A 15515-nucleotide genomic window follows, 5' to 3' on the forward strand; every position below is an offset into this window, starting at 1 on the left:
GACCGCAGCTTTATCCTTCGCCCGACAAATCCCGGCGTGCCTTTTCGAGTTCCTCGGCGTAGCGCCGCATCAAGTGGCCCTCGGTCAGCAGCCCGAGCACGATGTGATCGGCGAAGTCCTCGACAACGGCCAACTCCTCGGCGCCGGCACGCTGGAACGTCTCGGCGGCGGCCTGTACGTTCATGCTGGGCACCAGGACGGCATCCTTGTACTGGGCAAGATCGCGCACCGGCACCTCGCCGCCGGCTTGATCGCTGTGCAGTTCGGCCACGATCAGCACGCCGACATACTGATCGCCCGGATCGACGGCGATAACGCGCTGGGCCGAGCCGAGCGGGATGTCCTTGCGGAAGTCGGCCAGCGTCGTCGAGGCATCGATCGTCCTGATGTCCTTGCGCATCATCGAGCCGACGGTGAGGCTGCGCATCCAGCCGACGTCGTGGGCGCTGCGGATCGTCTCGCCGCGCAGATGAAAGCGCCAGGTCGAGAACGAATAGCCGAAGGTCTCGCGCACCAGGATCGCCGCCATGATCGAGGCGGCCAGCACCACGCCGGTGAGTGTCAGGTCGCGTGTCGATTCCAGCGCCAGGAAGGTCATCGTCAGCGGACCGCCGACGACACCGACGGCCAGCGACGTCATGCCGACGACCGCCGCCACGGAAGGGTCGATACCGGTCGCTGGCGAGATCAGCGCCATCACGCCGGCGAACGCCTTGCCGAGCAGCGCACCGAGAAACAGCGAAGCGAAGAACAAGCCACCGCGAAAACCGGAGCCGAGCGAGACGGCTGATGCCGCGAGCTTCAGCACGAAGACGCTGGCGACAACGGCCAGACCGTAATTCATGGCGAATTCGCGATGCAGCGCGCCATGGCCACTGGACAGGACCTGCGGCGTGATCAGCCCCAGCAGGCCGACAATGACGCCGCCGATGACGGGGCGCAGCGAGGCATCGATGGACAGCCTGTTGAAGCCGCGTTCGATCAGCGTCACCAGTTGCATGATGGCGATCGAGGCCGCACCCCCGAGCAGTCCAAGCAACAAGAACGGCACATACTGGCTGGGGGAGAGTGCCGGCAGGCCGGCAAGTTCCAGCGGAAACGGCACGCCGCCGAACATTTCCGCCGTCAGCGAAGCCGAGATCGCGGCGGTCATGACCGGCGCGACATTGGCGACCGAATAGATGCCGATGACCAGTTCGAAGCCGTAGAACGCCCCCGTCAGCGGCGCGTCGAAGGCGGCGGCGATGGCGCCGGCGGCACCGCAGCCGACCAGGATGCGGACATCGTTGCGGCGCAGCCTGAACATCCGCGCCAGCCGCGACGCCACACCGGAGCCGACCTGCGTATAGCCCGCCTCCAGGCCGACCGAAGCGCCGAAGCCGCTGGAGATCATCGTCTGGCCGACGATGATGAAGGTGTCGGTCAGCGACATGCGCCCGCCATAGAGCGCGTTGGCCTCGATCGGATCGACCGGCGTGCGGAATTTCCGCTTTCTCAGCCAGATCACGCTCAGTCCGAGCAGGACGCCGCCGACTGCCGGGATCAGCGCCTGCACCGGATTGGCGAGCGAGAACATGCCGGAAAGCCGGCCACCCGGTTGGACGCCAAACAGCAGCCCATGCATGTCCTGCACGATCTGGCTCATCGCGGTAACCAAAATGCCCGCCATGACGCCGATGATGCCGGCCAGGATGACCACCGCGATGCCGCGCGCCTCGAGCAGCGGGATCGACCTCAAAAGCACCGCGCGCAGCCGGCGGGCGTAGACTTGCGGTTGGTTTCTGGAAAGCACCGGGGCGGCTCGCCGATATCGGAAAAGGCAACGGAAAGCCGCTGATACGCCCGCCGACACCGCATGGCAACCACAATGGCGACATGGAAGGCGCCGTTGTGGCCAAGAGGCCGCTCATTGCGTGAAGCGCTCAGGTCGGCATCGACTCGCCAGCCTCATAGAGCAAGAGATTGCGCTCGCCGATGCCCAGCGCCGGCCAGCTCGAGCGCCACTCAGCGATATGCGGCGAACGGAAATGCGCATCGAGGGCAAGCCTGTCGCGCCACACCTCGGTGACGCGCATCAGCCCGACATCGAGCACGTCGCGTGCATAGGAATATTCGAGGCAGCCATCCTCGGCGCGGCTGCCCGAGATCATGCGCTCCATCGCAGCCTTTGCCTCCTCGAACTTGTGGGGCGGCAGGCGGATCGTGCCGATGATCAGGAGCATGGGTCTTCCTTTTTCGAGACGTCGGAGCGAGCCACTCTCCCACCCTCGCGCAAGCTTGGCCAGCTACCCTCGCCGGGTTGTCGCATGCGCGGCAGCACATGGTTCGAGGACTTCAATGGCGATCACCGAAAGCATCCAGCCCGGCGCGGTGGCCAAGAATGGCCGCGACATCTTTTTCGCGCTCGGCATCGTCGTCATCCTGGCCGTGCTGTTCCTGCCGATCCCGGCCTTTCTCATCGACATCGGCCTCGCCTTCTCGATCGCGCTTTCGGTGCTGATCCTGATGGTGGCGCTGTGGATCCAGCGGCCGCTCGATTTCTCCTCGTTTCCGACCGTGCTGCTCATCGCCACAATGCTCAGGCTGTCGCTCAACATCGCTACCACGCGCATGATCCTGTCGCACGGCAATGAGGGCACGCACGCCGCCGGCTACGTCATCGCCGGCTTCTCCAAGCTGGTGATGGCGAGCGACTTCGTCATCGGCCTGATCGTCTTCATGATCCTGATCGTGGTGAACTTCATCGTCATCACCAAGGGCGCCACCCGTATCGCCGAAGTCGGCGCCCGCTTCACGCTGGACGCCATCCCCGGCAAGCAGATGTCGATCGACGCCGACCTTTCCGCCGGCATGATCGACGACAAGACCGCGCAGTTGCGGCGACGTGAACTGGAGGAGGAGTCCTCCTTCTTCGGCTCGATGGACGGCGCCTCGAAATTCGTCCGAGGCGACGCCATCGCCGGCCTCATCATCACCGCCATCAACATCGTCGGCGGCATCGCCATCGGCTACATCAGGCACGGCATGGGCATGGGCCAGGCCGCCGACGTGTTCATCAAGCTGTCGGTCGGCGACGGCCTCGTCACCCAGATCCCGGCGCTCATCGTCTCGCTCGCCGCCGGCCTGCTCGTCTCCAAGGGCGGCACCCGCGGCTCGACCAACCAGGCCGTGTTCGGCCAGCTCGGCGCCCATCCGCGCGCCCTCTATGTCGCGGCGGCGCTGCTGGTGCTGCTCGGCCTGATGCCCGGCCTGCCGCTTTTCCCGTTCTTCGCGCTGGCCGGCGGCATGGCCGGCCTTGGCTACATCATCCCGATGCGCGCCAACCGCGTCCTCGCCGAGGCCGAGGCGCTGAAGGACAAGGAAAAGGCAAGCAAGGTCGAGGAGGAGAAGAACTCCGTCAAGGCCTCGCTCGCCACCGCCGAGATCGAGCTTCTCATCGGCAAGCAGCTTTCGACCCGTCTCCTGGTATCGCACCAGGAGCTGGTCTTCCGCATGTCCAAGATGCGCAAGAAATTCGCGCAGCAATACGGCTTCGTCGTGCCGGAAGTGCGCGTCGCCGACGATTTCGCCATTCCGCCGAAGAGCTACCAGATCAAGGTGCACGGCACCGTGGTCGCCGAATACCAGATGCGGGTCGGCGAGGTCATGGTGCTGCTCGGCAATCGCGACGTGCCCGAGATACCGGGCGAGGAGATCCGCGAGCCGGCCTTCGGCATGCGCGCCTATTCCGTCATGGAAACCTTCGCCGAGGATTTGAAGCGCGAGAACTACACCTTCGCCGACAACATGTCGGTGCTGCTCACCCATCTCTCGGAAGTCATCCGCAACAACCTGCCGCAGCTTCTGTCCTACAAGGACATGAAAGCGCTGTTGGAGCGTCAGGACCAGGAATACCGCAAGCTCGCCGACGAGATCTGCACCACGCACATCTCCTATCCCGGCCTGCAAGCGGTGCTGAAGCTGCTTCTGGCCGAGCGCGTCTCGATCCGCAATTTGCACCTGATCATCGAGGCAATCGCCGAGATCGCGCCGCATGTGCGCCGCACCGAGCAGATCGTCGAACATGTCCGCATCCGCATGGCGCAACAGATCTGCGGCGACCTCTCCGAGGGCGGCGTGCTCAAGGTGCTGCGCCTCGGCAACCGCTGGGACCTCGCCTTCCACCAGAGCCTCAAGCGCGATGCCAAGGGCGAGGTGCGCGAGTTCGACATCGATCCGCGCCAGCTCGAGGAATTCGGCCAGGACGCCACCAAGGCGATCAAGAAATTCCTCGAAGCCGGCGAGCGCTTCGTCCTCGTCACCGCGCCCGACGCACGCCCCTATGTGCGCATGATCATCGAGCGCCTGTTCACCACGCTGCCGGTGCTCTCCCACGTCGAAATCGCCAAGGGCGTGGAGATCAGGGTGCTCGGGACCATATCGTGAGTGTTCTCTCGCAGAGCGTCGTCATCGCGGCGTTCCTCGCCTTCTGCCGCATCGGCGCCTGCTTCATGCTGATGCCGGGCCTGTCCAGCGCCCGCGTGCCGGTCCAGGTCAGGCTGTTCGTGGCGGTCGCCGCCACCGGCGGCCTGCTCGCCTTCCTGTGGGACAAGATCTTTCCCTTCGTCGATGCGCGCCCGCAGATCCTGGTGCCGATGATCATCTCGGAACTTCTGGTCGGCGGGCTGATCGGCGCCATGACCAGGCTTTACATGGAAGCCCTGCGTTTCATGGGCTCGGCCATCGCCATGCTGATCGGCTATGGCGGCTCCGGCGGACCGGCGATCGAGGAGCCCGAGCCGCAGGCAGCCCTTGCCGCCATCATCTCGTTCTCGGCGCTGCTGATGCTGTTCGTCTTCGATTTCGACCACGAAATCATACGCGCCCTGGTGACGTCCTACACGGTCGCGCCGGTCAACATCTTCTTCAACCCGCAGGCAGCCCTCGTCGATGTCGCCGACACCGTGTCGGACACGTTCTTCCTGGTCATCCGCCTTGGCAGTCCGTTTGTCGCCTACGCCCTTCTCGTCAACCTGACGATCGGCTTCGTCAACAAGCTGACCCCGCAGATCCCGATCTACTTCATCTCGCAGCCCTTCGTCATCGCCGGCGGCATGATCATCTTCTATTTCGCCATCGGCACCATGCTGTCGCTGTTTGTCGACGGCTTCGTCGACCTGACGCTGGCGAGGTGACATGAGTACGCGCAAGGACCGCCTGCGAAAACTGGTCAAGGTGCAGGAACAGCTGAAGGCGCTGCACGAGACCCGCCACGCCACCTTCCTGGCCGCGGCAAACGCGGCTGAGGCCGAGGCCAGGGAGTTGATCGGCCATTTCGACCAGGACAATTCCCTCTCCAGCCTGTTCCCCGATCTCTACCACCGCCGCATCGCTCAGGCCGTCGTGCGCCAGGAAGAAAGCCTGGAAAGCGCCAGGCAAGAGGCCGGCCTGATTGCCACGGCAAACGCGCGCACCAACATGGTCGAACGCGCCTACAAGGACGTGCGCAACCGCGACGAGCGCGAACGCTCCGACCGTGAACGGCTGGATTTGATCGCGCAGAAGCGAAGTGAGGAGTAGCCGAGGGAATTCTGTCTAAGACCTGCAAGCTGACGCTGGCAATGACCATGCTAGAGATTGCTGCTGCGCCATCTCCCGGCGCACCACCTAGCCTTCACAGCGGTCGGTCGACGTTCATGCTTACTTCAGTGACCAGCTTGCGGCGAAGAGCCATGACGTAGTCGTCCGGCCCCTTCGGCGTTATGACGAAGGCTTGGGAACCGCCAATGACCGATTTGGCAAAATAGGATGCCAACGTATTGTCGGGGCTCTCATCTTCCATCGGGATGGCGATCGCGTTGATCGTGTATCCCTTGGCAATGGCGTTCAGCCTGCTCGGCTGAACAGGAAGTCCATCGTTGTTCTCGCCATTGGAAGAGATGTCGATTACTTTCCTGGCCGCCTTTCCAGGAAACTGGTCGAGCAGAAGACTGCCGATGTCGATGGCTGAGGAAACGGATGTTCCTCTGCGTCCTCTGCGGGTGATTCCGGTATCGCCATGCTTGCTGATCACCGATGCTGCCGCTCTGGCGTCTTCCAGCCCGCAGATGTTTGTCCACGGAAGCACAGTGCGTGCGTGTCCGGGACTCGACCATTCAAAGTAAGCCACGCTGATGCAGCCAACGTAGTTCCGCGTGATGGCCGCGATGATCTCTGGCGACGTGAGCGCGGCGGCATGACCCTCGCGCTGCAGATCGGCAATCTTCGGATCGATCGAGGATGAGAAATCGACCGCGAATACAATGGCGACATCGACATCGGCGGCATGTGCCTGCGGTCCCCAAAACATCGAAGCGGCAAGTGCTCCCGCCAATCCAAAGTACGAGTTAACCCGCTTTGCCGGCCACCTGACCGATCGCTTCGCCGGCTTCGGAATGCCCTTCCCTCTCATCCGCGGCTGCTCGTGAAAGGAGCCTGTCACAGACAAGCCAGTTACGTCCTGATGCACAGTTGGGCACATGTCATTCTCCATCGAGCAGCCGTTTCAAAGCGGACATTTTCAGCATGTGGAAATTTGGCGAGGGATCCCCACGCCGAACAGCAGCAGATCGGCCCTGGTCCACAGAGCGTAACAACCAAGCAAGGTCAGCGGCATGGCGAGTACCGCGAAGGATCCGCCCGACCAGACCTCCTGCAAGGCCCAGCCCAGGGCGACGGCCGCCGCCAAAATCGCGGGCAACCGGCTGGCAAGCACCGCGCTGCGGAATGGATCAGGCCAGGCGGCCGGCCACACCGGAACCTGAGTGCCCGGTGTGTGGAAGGTGCTGCCGAATTTGCCCAGGGCGTGCAGCAGGCCGGACGTCGCCGCAAGCAGAGGATCGCCGAGCAGCAACAGGGCGATGCCGAGCCCGATCGCGCCCAAGCCTGACAGGAAGTCGCCGAGACGGTTGAGGAATAGCAGCAGCAAATTGGCTTTTGTCCTGGACACTCGCCACCCCTCAAACCAAGTCTTCCGTTGACTTGCCCTCCCTAATTTAGGAAAGCCTAAGTTACTTGCCGTTACGGCAGCGTTTGAGCGCGGGGGCCAATGGCGGCGAAACGTTAGTTTCGAGTTAGGATTTCGTCAGGCTGGGATAGCGAATGCGAAGTGAGGACAGCGGCGCTGCAAATAGAATCTCACTCTTCGGCGGGTTCCGGATTGATAATGAAACGGCCGGTCCGCTTCGGCTGACCGGGAAACGGGGGCCAGCAATCATTGCTTACCTGGCCCAGAGCCCGGGCATGGCGGCGACGCGGGAGAGGCTGGCGGACCTGTTATGGGGCGACAGCGATAGCGAACATTCGCGCAATAGTCTTCGGCAAACCCTCAGCGTCTTGCGCCGGGATCTATCGCCCGCTCGAGTGGATCTTATCCACTCGAGCGGGGAGTCCATCAATCTCAGGCCTGAGATGGTTCGGGTCGACGTGCAGGAGTTCGAAGCGGGTCTCGCGGCCCGGTCCGCGCACGAACTCGAGACGGCTTTGGCGAGCTACACCGGCCCATTTCTCGACGGACTTTATTTGGGAAGCAGTGGGTTCGATGACTGGGTCGCATCGGAACGCGACAGGCTGCTCGGCCGCGCTCTTGTGTCTTTCGAGAAACTGGCTCGCCTTGTCGACTCTGAAACCGGGCTGGTCCTTGCCGATCGCCTTCTGGCCATGGAACCGACGCGGGAAGAATCTTATCAGCTCAAGATGGAATTATTCCTCGCACGTGGCCAACGCGACAGGGCGATCAAGACATACGAGACTTGCAGAAGCATGCTGAAGAAGGAGTTCGGTGTCGAGCCTGGCTCTGAGACGCGGGCGCTTTGGCAATCGCTGCTCCTTGCTGCCGACACGGCGTCAAATGTTCCGTCGGCAAGTGGTAATCCGACCGGCCAGCGCTCCGGGCGCCCGTCTATCAGCGTTGCCGACTTCACCAATCTGACCGGAAAGCAGGGCGATGATTTTTTCGCCAGGGGGCTCGTCCAGGACATCACCACGGCGCTCTCCGAGGTAGCCGACTATGTCGTGCTGTCCGCGCCTCCGTCCATGGAGAAGAAAGGCCCAGGCGAAGAAGACAAAACGCCGGGAATGCTCCGGGCGCAATATTTGCTCAGCGGCAGTGTCCAGAGATCCGGCAATGGGCTGAGGGTGAACATCCAGCTTGTCGATACCGCTGGCGGCCAGCATGTCTGGGCCCAGAAATTCGACGGCAACTCAGAGAACGCGCTCGAATTCCAGGACAGGATCGCGCAGGCCGTTGTTCTGGCCGTGATCCTCGAACTTCAACTGACCAACTGGAAAGTCCGCGACAAAAGCCCGCCTGGTCCCCCTGAAGTGCGCAGGTTGGTGAACGAGGCTCTCATGAAGTATTTTGAGATGACGCAGGACTCGCTGTTGGTCGGGATTGAGTTTGCCGAGAAGGCCCACTTGATAGGCCCCGACAACGCCCGTGCGAAGCGGACGCTCTCGATCGTGATCTCCATGGGCGTGGCGTTTGGCGCACTGCCTCGGGAGGAAGGCCTGATCGAGCGTGCGCTTCAGCTTGCGGAAGCCGCCGTGAGGGCGGTGCCGGACGATGAAATTGCCCGGTGTATCCTGTCGTTCGCACTCGAAAGTTCTGGCCGTATCGACGAGGCGGTCGTCGAGTGCCGCCATGCAATCAGCCTCAACCCGAACTATCCAAGCGGTCACGGCGATATTGCGATGCTGTTTGCCCTCCGCGGACAGGTCAGCGAAGCAGTCCGCGAGGCCAACGAGGCAATTCGGCTCGGGGCGCATGACGTCATCGACTACTGGCGTCACCACGGCTTGGTTGTGGCGCTGTTTGCCGGCGGAGACGATCAGCGGGCGCTCGAAGTCGCCCGCAGGGTGGTCAGGACAAAGCCGGGTTTCGTTCGAGGCGCCCTATATTGGGCTGCGGCCGCGTCGGCAACCGGAAACAACGAAGAGGCGTCCCGGGCCATCCACCATTGCCTCTCACAACTTCCACATCTCAACCTGGGCAATGTCTGTCCCGGCTTTGTGCCACGTTACGTGAAGGATCATCAGCACTCGAGATTTCTTGAAATGTTGTCGAGAGCCGGCCTTCCCAGTTCCTAGGGCAAGGGTGAGAAATCGCGGCCGGTCGGTGATCGGTTGGTCTCAAGCCAATTTCCGTCTGCCGCTCTCCAGTTTTTTCCAAGACGTTCAAATTTGAGCTTCCGTACTCACGCTTTGTCGAGAGTATCTCCTGTAATCACTTGAACCTCCTGCGCCGAAAGTTTTAGCCGTTCTGAATCGCCGGCGGCGACGATGACGATGAAATAGGAGAACGCAATGTCTCGCAATCACGTTGAACGTCTTGAAGAGTTTAGGGAAATCCTGATCGCGACTCGACGCGAAGGAGTCCGCAACGTGCACCATACTCGCGACGCGATGCGGGCAAGCGGCTTTCAGATCGGAGACAGCGACGGCTCCAGCTACGGAGCCGAGCTGAAGGCGCTCCAAGAGGAAATCGAGGCAGTCGATCGCGCCATCGAAGACGAGAAGCGGTTGGCCTTGGCCCTCGAGAGCTCGGCTCAATCCCGTCGACCGGCTAAACCGAGAATCGTGAAGGGTACATAGCATCAGGCGCGACCGTTGGCGCTCGTTGCGCCGATCGCCTGCGGGCTGGTGTCGGACTCGCCGCCGTGGTGTCACCTGTTGCGACGGAAAGTAACAGCCGAGATTGCCTTCTGCCGATGTGTCATCTCGCTCAGACCGCGACTAAACGACAAGTGAGATCACCAACGCCAGCAAGCCGATGCTGGTGAGCACGGCCCGCGCTACATGTGCATATTCCCAACGATCACGAAGTTCGGTCCAATCCGGCTGCGAACCGTCGCGCTTCCCGCCAGCCCCGAAGAAGGCTGCGCCAGGCGCGCCCACCGACGCGCCTTCCATCCAGTATTTGTTTACCGGGTGGATCGCGAGCCAATAGATCGCGACCGTTGCCAGCAAGGCAAAAAAAGCGAGCAGGACAGCCCAGAAGGCAGTGGTTCCAGCTGGGACCAGGAATAGCAGGAGACCGGTCACGACGACACTCAGCGGTTCGGCCGCGCCGCCGATCGTGAAGCCGGGATAATAGATGTGCTGCACGGTGCGATATGTGCGCTCGTCGAGGCGCATCTTGCCTGGAAGCTCCAGGGCGTGTGCGACCGATAGCGCCATGGGCAGCGCGGCGATCACGACAGCCACGACTTGCAGCAGGCTGTACATTCCTCGCCTCCGGGTTCGCCATCGACAATACTATGGGGCGAACGCCGATGGGCGCGCGATGTTCCATTGTAGCATCTGGATTTGAGGCCTTTTGGCGCCAGGCAACAGGCCGGCCTGATTGCCAGGCAAACGCGTGCACAAACATGGTCGAGCGCGCCTACAAGGACGTGCGCAACCGAGACGAATGCGAACGCTCAGACCGCGAACGGCTGGATTTGATCGCGCAGAAGCGAAGTCAGGAGTAGCCGCGGAATTCTGTGCCGTTGGGTGGCGAGGCAACCATCTACCCGTCCGCCACCCTCCAGGAACACTGATCGACGCCGTGGCTCAGCCAGCTTTGCTAAGGTGGAGTTCATCGGCAAGCACACGTTCGTTGGGATCGATCGGACCCAGGTTCTTGACGACCCGGAAGCGACCGCCCTGCGCCTGCGCGATGTACATGTTCATGCGAACATGGTGCTGGCCGGGGACCATTTCGGCCGGGCCACCCGGGCCCTCGCTGATGCGGGCGTGATCGAGTGCCCGGATGACCGCGCCCTGCTCGAGCGTGCCGGCTTCGTTCACTGCTGCTTCCCACATCTTGATTGCCCGGTAGTGGCCAGTGCAGCCGCTGCCTGCGGTCAACATGGCGCTGCCGGAGAATCGGTCCTGGTAGCGAAGCAGGAGCGCGCGGCCAAACGTATCCTCTAGCTCCTGATAGTAGTCGAGGCAGCTGTAGAGGCCTTCGATCTGTTCGGACGGCACGAGATTGAAGAAGTTCTCGTCGAAGTAGGTGCAGACGATCTTGCCGCCGCGTTTGCCGAAACCGGCCTTGTACAGCTCTTCGAAGAACGGTGTCAGGCCCGGCGGAACGATGGTATTGAAAATCACGTCGGTGCCGCTCGCCATGATCTGATGCACAGTCCGCCTGAAATCGATGGTGTCCAGCGGAAAATACTCCTCGCCGACGATCTCGCCTCCATTGGCACGCACCACCCGGCTCGCCGCCTTGTTCAGCAGATGGGGCCAGATGTAATCAGCCGACGGCAAATAAAACCGCTTCGCGCCGGTGCTGCTCATGAGCCACGGTATCAATGGCTCAACCTGCTGCGCGGGGACGGGTCCCGTGCAGAAGATCAGGGGATGGTTTTCCTGTCCCTCATACTGCTCGGTATAGATGTAGAGCGTCCTGCCCCGCGTAACCGCCTCGCTCTTGATGGCCTGTCGGGTTGAGCTGTAGATGCCGCCTACGACCAGGTCGACCTTGTCGACGTCGATCAGCTTCGCGGTCCTTGCCTTGGCGGCGCCGTCGATGGTTTCGCCATCCTCGACGACAAGCTCCAGCGGCCTGCCGAGCAAGCCGCCCCTTGCGTTGATATCGTCGACGAGCATGGTGGTGAGGTTCGCATTGGCGATGCCCATGAAAGACAACGGGCCGGTGAGTTCGGCGATAAGGCCGATCTTGATGGGTTTCGGATTCATTTGATCTCTCCAAATCTTGGGGGTTCGTCGGGCGCGCGCCGCCGCCGGGTGGCAGGCGGCGCTCAGCGAGGGGACCTCAGGCCTCGTAGTGGCCGAGCAGGAATGCTGCCTGCGGCTTGCCGACATGGCCGGCTTCCTGCAGGATCGCGGGCACCTCCGGATCCGACACGAAATTCTTCCAGCCCTCGGCGTCCCAGTCGAAGATCGCCCAGACGCGGTCTGGCTCGCTTGGGTCGCGGAAGACGGTCGCACCATTCGAGCCGTGCAGCCGGCGCTTGTCGGCGCCCTTGGTCGAAAAGATACGGATGAAGTGGTCGATATCAGCCACTTTGGTCGTTGCGAGAAGCATTGGATTTCCTCCTGTCGGTCGCGGCCACCATTGGTCCGTCGACAGGATCACGATGCGCGCCCCGGAGCGGGCGCACATGGGGTGGATTCCCTATGTCTGCGTCTCGCCTGGCCGGACAAGGCCATGCTCGACCGCATAGAGCGCTGCTGCCGCGCGGGTGGTCACGCCGATCTTGGCATAGACGCTCTGGATATGGTGGTCGGCGGTCTTGGGCGAGATATCCAGCTTGCGCGCCGCTTCCTTCGCCGTAAGGCCGGCGGCAATCAGGCGCAGCACCTCGATTTCGCGCGGCGTCATTCCAGCCAGCGGCCGGGGCGGCGTCCGGCGCGACGGTTGCCCGGCGAAGGACAGCACGGCCTCGGCAGCGTCAGGGCAGATGCAGCCCTCGCGAACGGCGGCGCGTAACTGGCTTGCCGCCGCATCACTGGACAGTGCCCGGCGGTGAGGGCGTTCCTCTCGCGACGTCTGGAATGCTTCGGCAGCGGCCAGGATCCTCGCCGCCGGGGACAGGTCGGAGGCGTGGACCTTGCGGTGATAGCCCGAGCCGTCCAGGCGTTCGTGATGGCGAAGCACGAGAGCAGCCATCGCTTCGCCCTCGCGACCGAACGAGGCCAGCGCCCGCTCGCCGTAATAGGCATGCAGCTGCGCCGCGTCGCGCTCACGGACAGACAGCGGGCCGTTACGCATCCAAGTCGCCACCGGCACCACGAGTTCGCCAATGTCGTGGATACAACCCGACCAGCGCAGCGCACGCAGGTCGGAGGCGGGAAGCTTCATTTGTCCCCCGGCTCCCTCGGCCAGTTGCGCCACCATCCGTGAATGGCCGTAGGTAAGCGGCATGCGCATGTCGATCATGTCGGCGATGGCAAGGAACGCCTCGTCGCAGCCTGCCTCGTCGAGCGTCACCGGCGGATCGGGCTCGAGCGCCAGTATCGTCTCACGGTCGACCGTTGCGCCGATCCCCTCCATCAGCGCCGGCGCGTTGGCTGACACGAGCCGGGCCAGATCCGCTTCGTATGGGCCATCCGCGCGACTGGCAATGGTTTCGGCCATTTCCTCGATGCCGACGGCTTCGCTGAGCGCGATGGCATCCTGCGCCAGCGTAATCAGGCGCACGGCTGGCAGGACATCCTCGCCGCTCAGTCCGCGCGGCAGGCCCTTGCCGTCCCAGCGTTCGTAAATCTGCCCGAGATTGTGCCGAATCTCCTCGGAAAGGCCGAGCCGTTGGCCGATCCGCTGCGCGACCTCGCAATGCGCGGTAAGCACCGGGCGCGCGACCGCGAGCGCCTGCGACATCGCGGCCTCGATCGCCCTGGCCTGCGCGTCAGGCTCGAGATCATAGTAGAACCGCTTGAAGGCCTGCACGAAGACCCTGCCCAGTTCCGCCCGATTGCCCATGTCAAGACCGACAAGATCCTGACGGAGCGCGATTTCGTCGCCGAAGGTGGCCGACAGAAGGTCGGTGTCGGCATTGCAGCCGACATAGCGCAGCATCGACTGGTGGTAGGCATTGCGCCGAACCTCATCGGGAACACCCCCAAGCGCGGCGATCCGCATTGCAAGCACACAAGATTTCAGCGCGAAGTCGCGAGAATGGCCAGTGGCGAGATCGGAAGCATAGGCCAGGACCATCATGAAGTCCGCGCGGCGTATCGAGACGTCTGTCATCGCACACCCCCCAGTAGGCTCTATGCTAGCCCCGTGGGCCGCCAATACCTAGGAGAAAATCCCAAGCTTGACGTATCGACCCCCTGTATTCCGCCTCCCCTCTCCCTCGCAAGCCTGCCACAAGCTTGTTGAGGCATGGTCTGGCCAAGGAAACCCGGCAAAAGGCGGACTTTCTTGGCAATTTCTCCACCCAGCGACATCGTTATGGATGTCGCCCGAGCCGCGGAGCCGGCAGACATCGAGGCTGCCCGCGCCGCGCTGACCAAGCGCGCCGGCGGTGCCGCCGGCGCGTTCTCGGTCGACGCCGCCGCGTCGGTCGATGCCGGCTCGATCCTGTCGCGCGCCACGGCTGACAAGGCCGCGGCGACAGCCGACCCGGCCAAGAAATTCAAGAAGTTCGAAGCGATGGTCTTGCAGACCTTCATCCAGAACATGCTGCCCAAGGACACCGAGGGCGTCTACGGCACGGGTCTTGCCGGCGACATGTGGAAATCGCAGCTTGCAGAGCGTGTCGCCGACGTCATGGCCGATCGCGGCGGCATCGGCATCGCCAAGTCGCTGCTCGCCGACCATTACATGGACGGCAAGCGCAAGGTGCCGATCGGCCCGGTTTCAAATGGACCGGAGAAGACCGAGATCGACCAGCAAAACCGTCTGTCCACTTCGCTCGTCCAGGAATTGCAGCGCAAGGCCGCAAGGTCGATGACCGGCGACGAGATAACCACAAAAACAGACATCAAGATCTAAACTGGGAAACGCCATGGCCGACAATACGGAATTCACCCCAAACCTGCCGGCGCGCACGACAGAATCGGAAACACCGATCCAGTTCGCACGGCCTGGAAACCTCGCCGCCATCATCGGCCGCATCGAGGAAGTGGTCGAGGAAGAGACCGCCGGCATCCGTAGCGACACCAGCTACGACCTCAAGGCGTCGAACGCCCGCAAGAGCCGCTATCTCTATGAACTGACCCGCGCCATGAAGGGCGGCAGCGAGGTCGAATTCCTCGAGCAGCACCGCGAAGGCCTGATCCGGCTGCGCCAGAAGCTGGCGAGGAACGAGGCGGCGATCCTGGCGCATCTCTCCGCCGTCAACGAGGTTGCCGGCCTGTTGCGGACCGCAATTCAGCGCGCCGAGACCGACGGCACCTACTCCGCCGTCGAATTCGGCAGGAAAGGTTAGGGCGCGATGACTTCGGGCTCGGGCTCTCGATGATCAAGGTCATTGCCATCGCGGTCTGGATCTGCGCCGCCACGCTCGGCGCGGTGTTCTATTCGTTCCAGGCAGCGGGTGAAAAAGGTGTCGGCGAAACCCCGAAGCCGATGCTGGGCGGGTTGGACTACGTCAAGACCGACATCATTTCGGTGCCGCTGATCCACAACGCCTCGATCGACGGCTACTTCCTGACCAAGCTCGTCTACACTGTCGAGCCGGAGCAGATAAAGAAGCTGTCGATCCCGGCCGACGCGCTGATCACCGATCAGGTCTACACCTACCTCTATTCCAATCCCCAGATCGACTTCACCAACAAGCAAACGATCGACCTCGATGCCTTTCGCGCCGCGATCCGCGACACCATCAACACCCGTGTCGGCGCGAACCTGGTGCATGAGGTCCTGATCGATCAGGTCAACTTCCTGTCGAAGGACGAAATCCGCGACAACTGGCTGCGCCGCAAGAAAAGCGAGACCGCAAGCGAGATGACCAAGGCGTTCAAGGACCATTGAGCTCCGCAAGGTGCTGCCCGTGCCGACGCCGGCATGTGCGGCGATAGGAACCAGCCCCTGCAAACCG

The 15515-nt window shown here is 62.7% G+C and carries 16 protein-coding genes; 8 read left to right on the top strand and 8 right to left on the bottom strand.

Going from position 1 to position 15515, the window contains the following annotated elements; genetic code table 11:
• Positions 1–10: 10 nt before the first annotated feature.
• Both X741_RS150125 and X741_RS150120 read right to left on the bottom strand, forming a co-directional pair.
• The gene (locus tag X741_RS150125) at positions 11–1792 is read right to left on the bottom strand and encodes a chloride channel protein (protein WP_023778479.1); all 1782 of its coding nucleotides are present in this window, start codon (positions 1790–1792) and stop codon (positions 11–13) included.
• A gap of 130 nt (positions 1793–1922) precedes the next feature.
• Positions 1923–2222 carry a putative quinol monooxygenase gene (locus X741_RS150120; RefSeq protein ID WP_023778480.1) on the bottom strand — a complete coding sequence of 100 codons (300 nt, stop codon included), beginning with the start codon at positions 2220–2222 and terminating at the stop codon, positions 1923–1925.
• Positions 2223–2337: 115 nt separating this feature from the next.
• Between X741_RS150120 and flhA the strand changes: the two genes are divergently transcribed.
• Genes flhA through X741_RS150105 form a run of 3 tightly spaced genes read left to right on the top strand, consistent with a single transcriptional unit; the run spans position 2338 to position 5559 of the window.
• Complete coding sequence (flhA, locus tag X741_RS150115) at positions 2338–4425, top strand: flagellar biosynthesis protein FlhA (RefSeq protein ID WP_023778481.1); 2088 nt, start codon at positions 2338–2340, stop codon at positions 4423–4425.
• Positions 4422–5174, top strand: coding sequence for a flagellar biosynthetic protein FliR (gene fliR / locus X741_RS150110; RefSeq protein WP_023778482.1), 753 nt, complete (start codon positions 4422–4424; stop codon positions 5172–5174). The genes flhA and fliR overlap by 4 nt, the downstream gene beginning before the upstream one ends.
• A gap of 1 nt (position 5175) precedes the next feature.
• Positions 5176–5559, top strand: a complete 384-nt coding sequence (locus X741_RS150105) for a hypothetical protein (RefSeq protein ID WP_023765768.1) — start codon at positions 5176–5178, stop codon at positions 5557–5559.
• A gap of 94 nt (positions 5560–5653) precedes the next feature.
• Here the strand turns inward: X741_RS150105 and X741_RS150100 are convergent, their stop codons facing one another.
• Both X741_RS150100 and X741_RS150095 read right to left on the bottom strand, forming a co-directional pair.
• Entirely contained in the window at positions 5654–6499 is an 846-nt protein-coding gene (locus X741_RS150100; protein ID WP_023778483.1) for a DUF1194 domain-containing protein, read from the bottom strand.
• Between the two features lie 39 nt (positions 6500–6538).
• Entirely contained in the window at positions 6539–6946 is a 408-nt protein-coding gene (locus X741_RS150095) for a hypothetical protein (RefSeq protein WP_023778484.1), read from the bottom strand.
• A 173-nt stretch (positions 6947–7119) separates the two neighbouring features.
• On the opposite strand from X741_RS150095, the gene X741_RS150090 reads away from it, so the two are divergent.
• On the top strand, positions 7120–9105 hold the full coding sequence (locus X741_RS150090) for a BTAD domain-containing putative transcriptional regulator (protein ID WP_023778485.1): 1986 nt from the start codon (positions 7120–7122) through the stop codon (positions 9103–9105).
• 216 nt (positions 9106–9321) lie between these two features.
• Positions 9322–9609, top strand: a complete 288-nt coding sequence (locus tag X741_RS150085) for a hypothetical protein (RefSeq protein ID WP_023778486.1) — start codon at positions 9322–9324, stop codon at positions 9607–9609.
• A gap of 141 nt (positions 9610–9750) precedes the next feature.
• Here X741_RS150085 and X741_RS150080 read toward each other — a convergent pair whose 3' ends face one another.
• The 4 genes from X741_RS150080 to X741_RS150065 all read right to left on the bottom strand — a co-directional run bounded on the left by X741_RS150080 (position 9751) and on the right by X741_RS150065 (position 13720).
• On the bottom strand, positions 9751–10242 hold the full coding sequence (locus X741_RS150080) for a DUF1772 domain-containing protein (RefSeq protein ID WP_023778487.1): 492 nt from the start codon (positions 10240–10242) through the stop codon (positions 9751–9753).
• 327 nt (positions 10243–10569) lie between these two features.
• Complete coding sequence (locus tag X741_RS150075) at positions 10570–11703, bottom strand: substrate-binding protein (protein ID WP_023778488.1); 1134 nt, start codon at positions 11701–11703, stop codon at positions 10570–10572.
• A gap of 76 nt (positions 11704–11779) precedes the next feature.
• Positions 11780–12052, bottom strand: coding sequence for a hypothetical protein (locus X741_RS150070; protein WP_023765776.1), 273 nt, complete (start codon positions 12050–12052; stop codon positions 11780–11782).
• Positions 12053–12142: 90 nt separating this feature from the next.
• The gene (locus tag X741_RS150065; RefSeq protein ID WP_023778489.1) at positions 12143–13720 is read right to left on the bottom strand and encodes an HD domain-containing phosphohydrolase; all 1578 of its coding nucleotides are present in this window, start codon (positions 13718–13720) and stop codon (positions 12143–12145) included.
• A gap of 135 nt (positions 13721–13855) precedes the next feature.
• Here X741_RS150065 and X741_RS150060 point away from each other — a divergent pair, with 135 nt between their 5' ends.
• The 3 genes from X741_RS150060 to X741_RS150050 are packed head-to-tail and all read left to right on the top strand — an operon-like array spanning position 13856 to position 15448.
• A complete protein-coding gene (locus X741_RS150060) occupies positions 13856–14467 on the top strand; it encodes a rod-binding protein (protein ID WP_031250185.1) in 612 nt (203 codons plus the stop codon).
• A 13-nt stretch (positions 14468–14480) separates the two neighbouring features.
• Complete coding sequence (locus X741_RS150055) at positions 14481–14903, top strand: hypothetical protein (RefSeq protein WP_023778491.1); 423 nt, start codon at positions 14481–14483, stop codon at positions 14901–14903.
• A 29-nt stretch (positions 14904–14932) separates the two neighbouring features.
• On the top strand, positions 14933–15448 hold the full coding sequence (locus tag X741_RS150050) for a hypothetical protein (RefSeq protein WP_013893172.1): 516 nt from the start codon (positions 14933–14935) through the stop codon (positions 15446–15448).
• Positions 15449–15515 lie beyond the last annotated feature (67 nt).

The organism is Mesorhizobium sp. LNHC221B00, from assembly GCF_000502935.1.
Classification (GTDB): Bacteria; Pseudomonadota; Alphaproteobacteria; order Rhizobiales; family Rhizobiaceae; genus Mesorhizobium; species Mesorhizobium opportunistum.